Raw genomic sequence first — 13,026 nt, forward strand, 5'->3', positions numbered from 1 at the left:
CGCCTCGCCTCGTGGCGAGGGCGCAAAAGGCCGCGAATGATGGGCATCGATGGCGAATCGCGGAATCACCATGCAGCTTGCATCCGCCGCCTGCATGATGTGCCGGGAATGATCCGGCGCCGGCGGTGTCTGCCAATTCCTGGGTGACCGCTTACCTTTTTAGGAAATGGTGGGCTTCGCGTGATTGGGGTAGCATCTCCCCCCAGTGATGCGGCATCGGTCGGGTCTGCGGCGGCGTGTTGCCGCTGCCCCAGGGAGGGAACGATGGACGTACGCACGGCCGGCGAGGAAGCCCTCAACGACAAGCTGGTGGCGGTGATCGAGGCGGCGCGGGCCGACGGCGGTGTCGCGGCGCGCTTCGCGCATCGCCTGTTCGAGGCGCTGGCGCCCGACGACATTGCCGCCGCTGCGGCTTCGGATCGCGCCGCGCAGGCCCGGGCGCTGTTCGCGTTCATGCGCCAGCGCGAGCCGGAGGCGACCAAGCTGCGGGTCTATGATCCGACGCTCGAGGCGGACGGCTACAGCAGCCGCTACACCGTGGTCGAGATCGTCAATGACGACATGCCGTTCCTGGTCGACTCGGTGCGCATGGAGTTCGTGCGCCGGGATCTGGCGGTGCATCTGATGGCGCATCCGGTGATGCCGGTGGCGCGCGACGCCGCGGGCGTCCTCACCGAGTTCGGCGGTCCCGCGCGGGGCGCGCCGCGCGAATCGATGATGCGCATCGAGATCGACCGCATCGCCGACGCGGCCGGGCGTGACGATCTGGCGGCGGCGCTGCGCCAGGCGCTGGGCGAGGTGCGGCTGGCGGTCGCCGACTGGTTCGCGATGCGCCAGACGGCGCTCGACGCGGTCGGCGAGCTCGCCGTGGCGTCGGGCCGCATGCCGGCGCTGCGCGGGCCGCTCGAGGAGGCGGCCACCTTCCTGCGCTGGGTCGAGGCCAACCACTTCACCTTCTTGGGCTTCCGCCGCTTCAAATATGGCGGCGGCAAGCGCGGGCCGGTGAGCTACGACGTCGTGCCGGGCTCGGGCCTGGGCATCCTGCGCGGCGACGAGGAGCGGCTGTTCGATCCGCATCCGCAGGGGCGCGCGGCGCTGGCCAGCTTCGCGGCATCGTCGTCGCCCGTCCTGGTGCTGAAAAGCGACCGGCCCTCGCGCGTGCATCGTGCCGGCGCGATGGACGTGATCGCGGTCAAGATCTTCGATGCCAAGGGAAAAGTCACCGGCGAGCGGCGCTTCACGGGCCTGTTCACGTCGTCGGCCTACCACGCATCGCCGCGCGACATCCCGCTGCTGCGGCGCAAGGTCGAGGCCGTCATCGACCGCGCCGGCTACGACCCCGCCAGCCACGACGGCAAGGCGCTGATCAACATCATCGAGACGCATCCGCGCGACGAGCTGTTCCAGGCCGACGAGGACACCCTGTTCGCCACGGCCACCGGCGTGCTGCAGCTCCAGGAGCGCCAGCGCGTGGCCCTGTTCGCGCGGCCCGATGCGGCGGGGCGTTTCGTGTCGTGCCTGGTCTATGCACCGCGTGACAGCTACGACACCGATCTGCGCAAGCGTTTCGCCGCGATCCTCGAGCGTGCCTATCGCGGCACGGTCGACAGCTTCTCGGTCAATGTCGGCGATGAATCCGTCCTGGCGCGGGTGCTGTTCATCCTGCGGCCGGCCGATCCGATGGCCAAGCTGCCCGATCCCATCGCTGTCGAGCGCGAGCTGGCCGAGGCGGCGCGCACCTGGAGCGACAAGCTCAAGGCGGCGCTGGTCGAACGCCATGGCGAGGCCGACGGGCTGGGCCTGGCGCGGCGCATGGCGACGGCCTTCCCCGTCGCCTATCGCGAGATGTTCGATGGCGTTGCCGCGGCGCGCGATCTGACGCAGGCGCTGTCGATACAGGGCGGCGTGCCGCTGGGCATCGATCTCTACCGTCGCGCCGGCCAGGCGCCGCACCAGATGGCGGTGAAGCTGATGCGGACCGGGCAGCCGATCCCGCTGTCCGACATCCTGCCGCCGCTGGAGGCGATGGGCCTGCGCGTCATGACAGAAACGCCGTTCCGGCTGTCGCTGCCCGACGGCGCGGTCTGGCTGCACGATTTCAGCATCGAGACCGCCGACGGCCGGGCCGTCGACGTCGATGCCGAGCGGGCCGGCTTCGCCGAGACGCTGGGCGCGGTGTGGACCGGCGACATGGAAAGCGACGGCTTCAACCGCCTCGTGCTGGGCGCCGAGATCGAGGCCCGCGACGTCGTCGTGCTGCGCGCCTACGCCAAGTTCCTGCGCCAGGCCGGCTTCCCGTTCAGCCAGGACTACATCGAACGGGCGCTGGCGGCGCATCTCGATATCGCCGCCGACCTGGCGGCCCTGTTCCGCGCCCGGCTCGATCCTGCGCTGGGCGCTGCCGATTCACCCGAGCGGCAGGAGCGGATCGAAAAGACGCGCATGTCGATCGCCGCGGCGCTGGAGCAGGTCGCCAGCCTCGACGAGGATCGCATCCTGCGGCGCTACCTGAACGCCATCGAGTGCACGCTGCGCACCAATTTCTGGCAGACCGGCGCCGATAGACGGCTCAAGTCCTATGTGTCGCTCAAGCTCGACAGCCGTCATCTCGATGAGCTGCCGCTGCCGCGGCCCATGGTCGAGATCTTCGTCTACAGCCCGCGGGTCGAAGGCGTGCATCTGCGCGGCGGCCCGGTGGCGCGCGGCGGCATCCGCTGGTCGGATCGGCGCGAGGACTTCCGCACCGAGATCCTGGGCCTGATGAAGGCGCAGATGGTGAAGAACGCCGTCATCGTGCCGGTCGGCTCCAAGGGCGGCTTCTACGTCAAGCGGCCGCCGGTCGGCGGCACCCGCGACCAGATCCAGTCCGAAGGCATCGAGTGCTACAAGACCCTGGTCCGCGGCATGCTCGATATCACCGACAACCTGAACGCCGACGGCAAGGTCGTGCCGCCGTCCGGCGTGCTGCGCCATGACGGCGACGATCCCTACCTCGTGGTCGCTGCCGACAAAGGCACCGCGACCTTCTCCGACATCGCCAACGGCGTGTCGGCCGAGTACGGCTTCTGGCTGGCCGATGCGTTCGCATCGGGCGGCTCCGTCGGCTACGACCACAAGAAGATGGGCATCACGGCCCGCGGCGCCTGGGAGAGCGTCAAGCGCCACTTCCGCGAGCTGGGCCTGGATACCCAGGCCACACCGTTCACCGCCGTCGGCGTCGGCGACATGTCGGGCGATGTCTTCGGCAACGGCATGCTGCGCTCCGACAAGACGCGCCTCGTGGCTGCCTTCGATCATCGCCACATCTTTGTCGACCCCGACCCCGACCCGGCCGCAAGCGTCGCCGAGCGCCAGCGGCTGTTCGATCTGCCGCGCTCGTCCTGGGCCGACTACGACCGCGCCAAGCTGTCGGCCGGTGGCTTCATCGTCGAGCGTGGCGCCAAATCGGTGGCGGTGACGCCCGAAGCGCGCGCCGTGCTCGACATCGAGTCCAGCCAGGTCGCGCCCAACGACCTGATGCGCGCCATCCTCAAGGCGCCGGTCGACCTGCTGTTCTTCGGTGGCATCGGCAACTACGTGAAGGCCTCGGCCGAGGCGCACGCCGATGCCGGCGACAAGGTCAACGACACCCTGCGCATCGACGGCCGCGACGTGCGTGCGCGCGTGATCGGCGAAGGCGCCAATCTCGGCGTCACGCAGCGCGGCCGCATCGAGGCGGCTCAGGCCGGCGTCAGGATCAATACCGATGCCATGGACAATTCTGCCGGCGTCGATACGTCCGACCACGAGGTCAACATCAAGGTCGCGCTGGGCGATGCGGTGCGCCACCAGGCGCTGGGGATGCAAGCGCGCGATCAGCTGTTGGCGTCGATGACCGACGAGGTCGGCAACCTGGTGCTGCGCCACAACTACCAGCAGACGCAGGCTGTCAGCGTCGCTGCGGTGCAGGCCATCACCATGCACGAGCGCCACGCGCGCATGATGCGGGCGCTGGAGCGCGCCAACCGGCTGGACCGGGCGGTGGAGTTCCTCCCGGACAACGACGCGATGAAGCGGCGGGCCGCCGCCGGACAGCCGCTGACGCGCCCCGAGCTCTGCGTGCTGCTGGCCTACGGCAAGATCGTGGTCAACGACGAGATCCTGGCGTCGGACCTGCCTGACGACCCGCTGCTCGAGGCGGAGCTGCTGCGCTACTTCCCGCTCGCCATGCGCGAAGGCTTCTCCGACTCGATCCGCCGCCACCGGCTGCGACGCGAGATCGTGGCGCTGCAGGTGACCAACTCGATGGTGAACCGCGTCGGCAGCACCTTCGTGCACGACATCCGCGACCGCACTGGCGCCTCGACGGCGGATATCGCGCGCTGCTTCGCGATCGTGCGCGACAGCTTCCTGCTGCGCGACCTGTGGGCGGAGATTGAAGCGCTGGATTCGCAGCTCGTGGCGCCGGCGCAGATCGCGATGCTGATCGCAACCCAGCGCCTGATCGAGCGCGGCACGTTGTGGGCCCTGCGCGGCCTGCCGCGGCCGGTCGACCTGACGCGCGCGGTCGACGCCCTGCGGCCGGCCGTGGCGACGATGGCCGCCGAGCTCGACGCGCTGCTGCCGCAGGGCGAGCGTGCCGCCATCGCCGAGCGGGCCGGCACGTTCATCCAGGCCGGCGTGCCCGAGGAGCTGGCGCATCGCATCGCGGCGCTCGACACATTGGCCGCTTCCGGCGACATCGCGGCGCTGTCGGCCATCGCCCGGGTGCCGGTGGGCGATGCCGCGCGCCTCTATTTCGACCTCGGCGCCCGGCTCGGGTTCGATTGGCTGCGCGCCGCCGCCGACCGGCTGCCGCGCGAGACCCATTGGCAGATGATGGCCGGCAACGCCGTCGTCGACGACTTTGCGACCGTTCAACGCAGCCTGGCGGCCTCGGCGCTGGCGGGAGCGCCCACCGACGCCGCCGCGATCGACGTATCTGGCCTGCTCGATGCCTGGACCGCGCCGCGCCGGGAAGCCCTGGAGCGCGTCGACCGGGTCGTCGTCGACCTCAAGTCGCAGCCGACCGTCGACCTGGCGATGTTGACTGTCGCGGCCAACGAGCTGCGTGGTCTGGCGACGGCTTGAGGGGCGGCGAGCCACCGGGCGCCGAACCCCCGGATCCGATCAAAAGCCGCATGGCCGGCATGCGTTCTGTGCGGAGATATGCATGCAGTGCGTTGCACATACTCTGCGCACACGCGTAAGTCGCGGTCAGAACAGGGGAAAACAGCTAAGAACCTGAATTGACTGTACTTTATCCCGCGATTGAGGTGTGGCTAAAATATCACAGTTTCGCCCCATTTGGGCCTAGCGCGAGCCACACGTCGCGCCTAACTAAGGGGGGTATCTCCCCCGAACGTGGTTCCCCCAAGCCACGTTCAGCCTCGCAAGAGGCTCTGGCCGCCGTTCCATCCTCCCCCCGGAACGGCGGCCTTTTCTTTTTGCGGGCAGCGCGGCGGCACCCGGCAAGTCAGCAACCCAAATCAAGGCGGCTTCACTACCATCGCCGGACCATGAACCGGACGCTGACCCGCCAGAGCTACGCCGATCGCATCGCACGCGTGGCCCAGCACATCGCCGAGCATCTCGACGAGCCGCTGGTGCTCGAGCGGCTGGCGGCGGTGGCCTGCTTCTCGCCGTTTCATTTCCACCGCATCTACAGCGCCATGACGGGCGAGACGGTCTCCGACACCGTCCGCCGTGGCCGCCTTCAGCGCGCCGCCACGCAGCTCATCAGCTCGGACCAGCCGATCGCCACGATCGCCCAGGCGGCCGGCTACGGCAGCACGGCGGCCTTCGCGCGCGCCTTCGCCGCCGCGCACGGCCTGCCGCCGGGCGCCTTCCGCAAGGGCCGGCGGCCATCGGCCGTTGTCGGCACGGCATCCACCACGGGAGGTTGCGTCATGAACCATGCGATAAGCATCGAGACCTTGCCGGCGCGCCGCCTGCTGGCGCTGCGCCATGTGGGATCCTACGACGGTCTGGACGTCGCCTTCACGCGGCTCAGCGCCTGGGCGAGCACGCGCGGCCTGCTGGGGCCGCAGTCGCAGGCCTTCGCCATCTACCTGAACGACTGCTTCGCCGTGCCGGCCGACAGCCTGCTGACCGATGTCGCACTGTCGATGCCACCTGGAACCGAGGGCGAAGGCGATTTCCGGTTGATCGACCTGCCGGGTGGCCGTCATGCCGTGCTGCATCACCAGGGCCCCTACGCCGAGCTGGGCGCGGCGTGGCGCTGGCTGTATGGCGACTGGCTGCCGCGCAGCGGCGAGGAGATCGCCGACCAGCCCGCCTTCGATGCCTACCTCAACGATCCGCGCACCCTGCCGCCGGCGCAGTGGCGTACCGATCTGTGCCTGCCGCTGGCTGAGCACGACGAGCCATGACGGCGCCCATCACGTTCCACGACGGCTACTGGTACTGCTACGCCAATGCCACGGCGATGCTGCTGGGCGCGCATGGCGAGGACGTCGCGCCGCAGCGCATCGAGGTGCTCTCCGGCGTCGGCCTGGGCGCGTTCATCGCCGAGGACGGCCTGCCGTTCTTCAGCGGCCTCGCCGGCACGCCGGACGCGGGCATCTCGTGCGCGCTCGCCGTGCTGGGCTTTGCGATCGCCGAGCACGCCACCGAGGCGCCCGATCCGGTGCCGTTCGACTGGCTGGCGGCGACGGTGCGGACCTCGCCGGTGGTGATCGGGCCGCTGGACATGCAATTCCTGTCATACAACCCCGGCCGGCCATCCGTGGCGGGGGTCGACCACTACGTGCTCGTGTCCGCGATCGAAGGCGATCAGGCCGTGATCTACGACCCCGCCGGGTTCGCGGAAATGCTGATCTCGCGGGCCGATCTGGCGCAGGCGTGGCGTGCCGACGCCATTGTCTACAAGCGTGGCCATTTCCGCGCCTGGTCTCATCCCAGGCGCATCGCCATGCCCACCCGCGCCGCGATCGAAGCGCAGGCGTGGCGGAACTTCAAAGGCCTCCATGCCGAGGCGGCCCGGCTTGCCGCCGCCAGCGGCCGTCTTGTCGACGAGCGCGCGCTGGCCTGGCTGGCCCGGCAGGTCGGGCGCGACGCGCTGTCGCCGGCGCAATCCGCCCATCTGCTGCACTTCGCGCTGCCCCTGGGCGTCAAGCGGGCGCTGGATTTCGCGCGGTTCTTCGCCGCGTCGAATCCGGGCCTGGCGCAGTCCAAGCGCCGGCAGGCGGCGCTGTTCGGCCGCTGCCACAGCCATCTGATGCAGCGCGACCGGTCGGCCGCGGCCGACCAGCTGGGGCACCTGGCGGCGCTGGAGGTGCAGATCCGCGAGGAAATCGGCGCGCACGAGGTCCAGGCGCCCGGCGGCTGATCTCGCGTGCTATGTAGATGGGCCTCGTCGTTCACTGCGCCCGGCCCGATGTCCCTTCTGTCTGCACAATCGCTTGCCTGCCGCCGTGGCGGACGGCTTGTGTTCCATGATCTCGGCTTCGAGGTGGCCGCCGGCCGGGCGCTGCTGCTCACCGGGCGCAACGGGGCCGGCAAATCCACCCTGCTGCGGGTTCTGGCGCTGCTGACGCCGGCGCAGCGTGGCGAAATCGCCTGGGATGGCAAGCCCGTGCGTGAGGACGCCGAAGCCTGGCGCGCCCGCCTGGCGTGGCTGGGCCATGCCGACGCGGTCAAGGGCGACCTGACCGTGCGCGAGACCCTGGAAGCGGCGCAGTGGCTGTGCGCCGGCGGTCCGCCGTCGCGCGCCCTGTGGGACGGCGTGCTGGCGCGCTTCGATCTGGTGCCGCTGCTCGATCGGCCGGGCCGCTACCTCTCGGCCGGCCAGCATCGCCGCGTCGCGCTTGCCCGTGTCGCGCTGAGCGCCGCGACCGTCTGGCTGCTCGACGAGCCGGCCGCGGCGCTGGACGAGGCGTCGCGCCAGTCCCTGCATGCGGCCATCACGGATCACCTGGCGGCCGGCGGCATCGCGGTCATCGCGACGCATGGCGACATCGTGCTGCCCGGTGCGCTGGCGCTCGATGTCGGCGCCTTCACGCCCGACGGCACCGTCAGCCTGGAGGCATGGGCATGAGCGGCGGCCGGGAGGGCAGCGCGCCATGAGCCGCTTCATGGCCCTGGTGGGACGCGACCTGCGGCTGGCCTGGCGGCGGCCGGGCGATGCCGCCGTGGTGCTGGCGTTCTTCGTGCTGGCGGCGAGCCTGTTCCCGCTCGGCGTCGGGCCGGCATTGGAGACCCTGGCCCGTATCGCGCCGGGCGTGCTGTGGGTCGCGGCCCTGTTCGCGGCCATGCTGTCGCTGGACCGCCTCTTCGCCGACGATTTCGCCGATGGCACGCTGGAGCAGCTGGCGCTGGCGCCGTTGCCCCTGGAGCTGACGGCGCTGGCCAAATGCCTGGCACACTGGATCGTGACTGGCCTGCCGCTGGCGGTTCTGTCACCAGCGCTGGGGCTATTGTTCGGTCTGGATGCAGCATCCATCGCCACCCTCACCGCATCGCTGCTGCTGGGCGCGCCGAGCCTGTCGCTGCTGGGCGGGCTGGGGGCGGCTTTGACCCTGGGCGCCCGTCGCGGCGGCGCCCTGCTGTCGCTGCTGGTGCTGCCGCTGGCGGTGCCGGTGCTGATCTTCGGCGTCGGCGCGGTGGAGGCGTTGAAGGGTGGCGATGGTGTGCTGGCGCATTTTGCGCTGCTGGGCGCCTTCCTGGCCGGGACGCTGGCGATCACGCCCTGGGCCATGGCGGCGGCCCTGCGTCAGGCGGTGGAGTAGACAGGCCGTGCAGAACCGGGAATAGAAGCGGCGCCATGGCCATGCCGTCGATCCACTTCCTCGCCAACCCGGCGCGGTTCCAGCGCTTTTCCGCGCGCATCCTGCCGTGGCTGGGGGCGCTTACGGCGCTGCTCTGGGCGAGCGGCCTCTATATGGCGCTGCTCGTCGCGCCGCCCGACTACCAGCAGGGCGAGACGGTGCGCATCATGTTCGTCCATGTGCCGGCAGCATGGTGGTCGATGGCGGCCTATGCCCTGCTGGCCGGCCTGGGCGCCGCCTTGCTGGTCTGGCGCCATCCGCTGGCGGCGCTGATGGCCCGGGCGGTGGCGCCGGTGGGTGCCGCCTATGCCCTGGTCTGCCTGGTCAGCGGCTCGTTCTGGGGCCGGCCGATGTGGGGCACGTGGTGGGTCTGGGATGCGCGGCTCACTTCGATGCTGCTGCTGTTCTTCCTCTATCTCGGCCATATCGCGCTCAGCCGTGCTTTCGACGACTCCGAGCGCGGCGATCGCGCCGCCGCCGTGCTGGCGCTGGTGGGCGTGGTGAACCTGCCGGTGATCAAGTTCTCGGTCGACTGGTGGAACACGCTGCACCAGCCGGCTTCGGTCATGAAGCTCGACGGGCCTGCGATCCATCCGTCGATCCTCACGCCATTGCTGGTGATGGCGGCCGCCTATCTGGCGCTGCTGGTCTTCCTGGTGCTGCTGCGCACCGAGACCGAGATCGGGCGCCGCCGCCTCGAGACGGCGGCGCTGACCGGCCGCTGAGGCTGGCCGCAGAATGCCGGAGCCCTGCGGTTGCGCTGCAGCAGCAACAGGGACAGCTTGGCGCGATTCGTCGCCGCGACAGGCGGTCGGCCGCAGCCTATATAGGTGGCCGGAGGTTCGGGCATGGGCGGGTTCCTGTCGATGGGCGGCCATGGCGCATATATCTGGCCGGCCTACGGTATTGCCGTGGCGGCGCTCGGCGGCCTGCTGATCTGGTCGCTGCGTGCCCGCGCCAAGGTGCAGCGCGAGCTGCAGGACCGCGGGCTGGATCGCCGCGCCCGCGAGCGTCGCTGACCGCCGGTTCCGCTATGACACGCAAGCGCAAACGCCTGTGGCTGCTGCTGGGATCGCTGGGTGCGTTCGCGGTCGCTGTCGGGCTCGTGCTGGTGGCCCTCAACGACAGTCTGGTCTTCTTCTACTCGCCCACCGAGATCGCCGCCAAGCCGCCGCCGGCCGAGAAGAGCCTGCGGATCGGCGGCCTGGTGGCGCCGGGCAGCGTCGTCAAGAGCGCGGACGGCCTGACCACCACGTTCGACGTCACCGACACCAGCCATACGCTGAAGGTGAGCTACCGCGGCCAGCTGCCGGACCTGTTCCGCGAAGGGCAGGGCATCGTGGCGCTGGGAACGCTGCGCGCCGATGGCGTCTTCGCGGCCCGCGAGGTCCTCGCCAAGCACGATGAGAACTACATGCCGCCGGAAGTTGCCGACGCGCTGAAGAAGGCCGGGCGATGGAAAGAGGGCGAGCCGGTTCCCGGCAACACGAAATGAGAGCGACGCCATGACACTAACGGCCATTGAGATTGACCGCTTCATGGTGAGCTTGTCGAACCATGAAGCGGGCTGCTCCGCCGTTCGTGCGGAAGCCTTCATGGTTCGACAAGCTCACCATGAAGGCTCCATTGACGCGGGGCGCATGCAAGGGGCGCTGGCATGAGTCCCGAGCTCGGCCACTACGCGCTGGTGCTGGCGCTGTGCGTCGCGGTGGCCCAGGGCACGCTGCCGCTGCTGGGCGCGCGCCGCGGCGATCCCGGCATGATGGAATTGGGCCGCACCGCGGCGCTGGCGCAGGTGGCGCTGATCGCCGTCGCCTTCCTTGCGCTGGTGCAGGCCTACGTCACGTCGGATTTCTCGGTCGCCAACGTGGTGCGCAACAGCCACACGGCCAAGCCGCTGCTCTACAAGATCACCGGCACGTGGGGGAACCACGAAGGCTCGATGCTGCTGTGGGTGCTGATCCTGGCGGTGTTCGGCGCCGGCGTGGCCGCCTTCGGCAGCAACCTGCCGCCGAGCCTGCGCGCCCGCGTGCTGGGCATCCAGGGCCTGATCGGCGTCGGCTTCCTCGCCTTCATCCTGTTCACGTCCAATCCGTTCGAGCGCCTCGATCCGGCGCCGCTCAATGGCGACGACCTCAATCCGTTGCTGCAGGATCCCGGCCTCGCCTTCCACCCGCCGCTGCTCTATCTCGGCTATGTCGGCTTCTCCATCACCTTCAGCTTCGCCATCGCGGCCCTGATCGAAGGCCGTGTCGATGCCGCATGGGCGCGCTGGGTGCGGCCCTGGACGCTGGCCTCCTGGTGCTTCCTGACGCTGGGCATCGCGCTGGGCTCGTGGTGGGCCTACTACGAGCTGGGCTGGGGCGGCTTCTGGTTCTGGGATCCGGTCGAGAACGCCTCGTTCATGCCGTGGCTGCTGGGCACGGCGCTGCTGCACTCCGCCATCGTCACCGAGAAGCGCGATGCGCTGAAGAGCTGGACCCTGCTGCTGGCGATCCTGGCCTTCTCGCTGTCGCTTCTGGGCACGTTCCTGGTGCGCTCCGGCGTGCTCACCTCGGTGCATGCCTTCGCGCAGGATCCGGCGCGCGGCCTCTATATCCTGGGGTTCCTGATCGTCGTGGTCGGCGGCGGGCTGGGGCTCTACGCCTGGCGTGCGCCGAAGCTGGCGGGCGGCGGCCTGTTCGCCCCGGTCAGCCGCGAAGGCGGCCTGGTCTTCAACAACCTGCTGCTGGCGACGCTGACCCTGACGGTGTTCCTCGGCACGCTCTTCCCGCTGGTGCTGGATGCGCTCGATGCCGGCAAGGTGTCGGTCGGCCCGCCCTTCTATGTCGCCACCTTCATTCCATTGTCCCTGCCGCTGCTGATCGCCGTGCCGATCGGGCCGTTCCTGGCCTGGAAGCGCGGTGATCTGCGCATGGCGCTGCGCCAGCTCGTGGCCGTCGGGGTCGTGGCCGTGGCGGCGGGCATCGTCACGCTGTTCATCGCCCATCGCTCGGTCGTGCTGGCGGCCTGCGGCATCGCCGTCGCGGTCTGGCTGGTGCTGGGCGCGCTGCGGGAGCTGGCGCGGCGCATCCAGCTGTTCGGCGTGCCGCCGGGCGACTCGCTGCGTCGGCTGGTCGGGCTGCCGCGGGCGGCCATCGGCATGACGATCGCGCATGCCGCGCTGGGGCTGACCGTGCTGGGCATCACCGGCGTGTCGGTATGGCAGACCGAGACCATCGTCATGCTGAAGCCGGGCGCATCGGTGGCTCATGCCGGCTACGAGGTGACGTTGGACAGCGTGCAGGACGTGCGCGGCCCGAACTACGTCGCCGAGCGCGCCCGCCTTGTCTATCGCCGCGATGGCGCCGTCGCCGCGATCCTGCAGCCGGAACGGCGGCTGTTCGCCGTGCAGCGGCGGGTCACGACCGAGGCTGCGATCCGCACCAGCCCGCTGGCCGATCTCTACGCCACCATCGGCGAGTCGGACGGCAAGGGCAGCTGGACCGTGCGGCTCTACCACAATCCGCTGGCGCCCTGGATCTGGCTCGGCGCGGCCCTGGCGGCCCTCGGTGGCTTCATATCGCTGACCGACCGCCGCTTGCGGGTAGGCGCGCCGCGGCGCACCCGGGCGGCCGCGCCTCAGCCGGCGGAGTAAGTCGTGTCCAATCGCTGGCTCTACGTCCTGCCGCTGGTGATGCTTGTCATCATGGCCGGCTTCTTCGCCTATGCCCTGACCCAGAGCCGCAATCCCACCGATATCGGTGCGCCGCTGGTCGGCCACAAGGCGCCGGCGATCGACCTGGCGCCGCTGCATGACGGCGGCGCGCGCCTCACCGGCGCCGACTGGCAGGGCAAGGTCACGGTGGTGAACTTCTTCGCCTCGTGGTGCGCGCCGTGCCTTGCCGAGCACCCGTTGTTCCTGCGGCTGAAGAGCGAGGGCGTGCGCCTGCACGGCATCAATTATCGCAACAAGCCCGAGGAGGCCAAAGCCTGGCTTGCCCGCCTGGGCGATCCCTACGAGCGGATCGGCGCCGACCCCGAGGGGCGCGCCGGTGTCGAGTTCGGCATCAGCGGCGTGCCGGAGACCTTCGTGATCGACAGGACCGGCACGGTGCGCCTGCACCTGCGCCGCCCGCTGATGCCCGACGACGTCAACAAGACCATCCTGCCGCTGGTCAAGGAGCTGTCGAGGTGAGCCGGGAGCGCGACGCCGGTCGGGCCGCGCCGCTCCAGCGGC

The 13,026-nt window shown here is 70.1% G+C and carries 11 protein-coding genes; all 11 read left to right on the top strand.

What is annotated here, in order from left to right; translation table 11 throughout:
- Nucleotides 1–264 precede the first annotated feature (264 nt).
- Nucleotides 265–5,109: an NAD-glutamate dehydrogenase gene (locus FHP25_RS12975; protein ID WP_147847355.1), complete on the top strand. Its 4,845-nt coding sequence runs from the start codon at nucleotides 265–267 to the stop codon at nucleotides 5,107–5,109.
- Nucleotides 5,110–5,537: 428 nt separating this feature from the next.
- Nucleotides 5,538–6,410 (top strand): AraC family transcriptional regulator, encoded by an 873-nt coding sequence (locus FHP25_RS12980; RefSeq protein WP_147847356.1) that lies wholly within the window; start codon nucleotides 5,538–5,540, stop codon nucleotides 6,408–6,410.
- A complete protein-coding gene (locus FHP25_RS12985) occupies nucleotides 6,407–7,369 on the top strand; it encodes a hypothetical protein (protein ID WP_147847357.1) in 963 nt (320 codons plus the stop codon). The genes FHP25_RS12980 and FHP25_RS12985 overlap by 4 nt, the downstream gene beginning before the upstream one ends.
- Before the next feature lie 48 nt (nucleotides 7,370–7,417).
- Nucleotides 7,418–8,077 (top strand): heme ABC exporter ATP-binding protein CcmA, encoded by a 660-nt coding sequence (gene ccmA, locus FHP25_RS12990; RefSeq protein ID WP_147847358.1) that lies wholly within the window; start codon nucleotides 7,418–7,420, stop codon nucleotides 8,075–8,077.
- Nucleotides 8,078–8,102: 25 nt separating this feature from the next.
- Nucleotides 8,103–8,768, top strand: a complete 666-nt coding sequence (gene ccmB, locus FHP25_RS12995) for a heme exporter protein CcmB (protein ID WP_147847359.1) — start codon at nucleotides 8,103–8,105, stop codon at nucleotides 8,766–8,768.
- A gap of 35 nt (nucleotides 8,769–8,803) precedes the next feature.
- On the top strand, nucleotides 8,804–9,532 hold the full coding sequence (locus FHP25_RS13000) for a heme ABC transporter permease (protein ID WP_331461682.1): 729 nt from the start codon (nucleotides 8,804–8,806) through the stop codon (nucleotides 9,530–9,532).
- Between the two features lie 123 nt (nucleotides 9,533–9,655).
- On the top strand, nucleotides 9,656–9,826 hold the full coding sequence (ccmD, locus tag FHP25_RS13005) for a heme exporter protein CcmD (RefSeq protein ID WP_147847360.1): 171 nt from the start codon (nucleotides 9,656–9,658) through the stop codon (nucleotides 9,824–9,826).
- A 14-nt stretch (nucleotides 9,827–9,840) separates the two neighbouring features.
- Nucleotides 9,841–10,302: a cytochrome c maturation protein CcmE gene (gene ccmE / locus FHP25_RS13010; RefSeq protein ID WP_147847361.1), complete on the top strand. Its 462-nt coding sequence runs from the start codon at nucleotides 9,841–9,843 to the stop codon at nucleotides 10,300–10,302.
- A 10-nt stretch (nucleotides 10,303–10,312) separates the two neighbouring features.
- Entirely contained in the window at nucleotides 10,313–10,468 is a 156-nt protein-coding gene (locus FHP25_RS40775; protein WP_178133491.1) for a hypothetical protein, read from the top strand.
- Nucleotides 10,465–12,444, top strand: coding sequence for a heme lyase CcmF/NrfE family subunit (locus FHP25_RS13015; RefSeq protein ID WP_147847362.1), 1,980 nt, complete (start codon nucleotides 10,465–10,467; stop codon nucleotides 12,442–12,444). Before FHP25_RS40775 ends, FHP25_RS13015 begins: the two co-directional genes overlap by 4 nt.
- 3 nt (nucleotides 12,445–12,447) lie before the next feature.
- Complete coding sequence (locus tag FHP25_RS13020) at nucleotides 12,448–12,984, top strand: DsbE family thiol:disulfide interchange protein (protein WP_147847363.1); 537 nt, start codon at nucleotides 12,448–12,450, stop codon at nucleotides 12,982–12,984.
- The last annotated feature ends 42 nt before the right edge of the window (nucleotides 12,985–13,026 follow it).

It is taken from the genome of Vineibacter terrae, from assembly GCF_008039615.1.
In the GTDB taxonomy this organism is placed as follows: domain Bacteria; phylum Pseudomonadota; class Alphaproteobacteria; order Reyranellales; family Reyranellaceae; genus Vineibacter; species Vineibacter terrae.

What these genes read in the sequence shown, in the direction of transcription:
- FHP25_RS12975 (WP_147847355.1), top strand. Translation starts at nt 265, where the DNA reads ATGGACGTACGCACGGCCGGCGAGGAAGCCCTCAACGACAAGCTGGTG.
- FHP25_RS12980 (WP_147847356.1), top strand. Translation starts at nt 5,538, where the DNA reads ATGAACCGGACGCTGACCCGCCAGAGCTACGCCGATCGCATCGCACGC.
- FHP25_RS12985 (WP_147847357.1), top strand. Translation starts at nt 6,407, where the DNA reads ATGACGGCGCCCATCACGTTCCACGACGGCTACTGGTACTGCTACGCC.
- ccmA (WP_147847358.1), top strand. Translation starts at nt 7,418, where the DNA reads ATGTCCCTTCTGTCTGCACAATCGCTTGCCTGCCGCCGTGGCGGACGG.
- ccmB (WP_147847359.1), top strand. Translation starts at nt 8,103, where the DNA reads ATGAGCCGCTTCATGGCCCTGGTGGGACGCGACCTGCGGCTGGCCTGG.
- FHP25_RS13000 (WP_331461682.1), top strand. Translation starts at nt 8,804, where the DNA reads ATGGCCATGCCGTCGATCCACTTCCTCGCCAACCCGGCGCGGTTCCAG.
- ccmD (WP_147847360.1), top strand. Translation starts at nt 9,656, where the DNA reads ATGGGCGGGTTCCTGTCGATGGGCGGCCATGGCGCATATATCTGGCCG.
- ccmE (WP_147847361.1), top strand. Translation starts at nt 9,841, where the DNA reads ATGACACGCAAGCGCAAACGCCTGTGGCTGCTGCTGGGATCGCTGGGT.
- FHP25_RS40775 (WP_178133491.1), top strand. Translation starts at nt 10,313, where the DNA reads ATGACACTAACGGCCATTGAGATTGACCGCTTCATGGTGAGCTTGTCG.
- FHP25_RS13015 (WP_147847362.1), top strand. Translation starts at nt 10,465, where the DNA reads ATGAGTCCCGAGCTCGGCCACTACGCGCTGGTGCTGGCGCTGTGCGTC.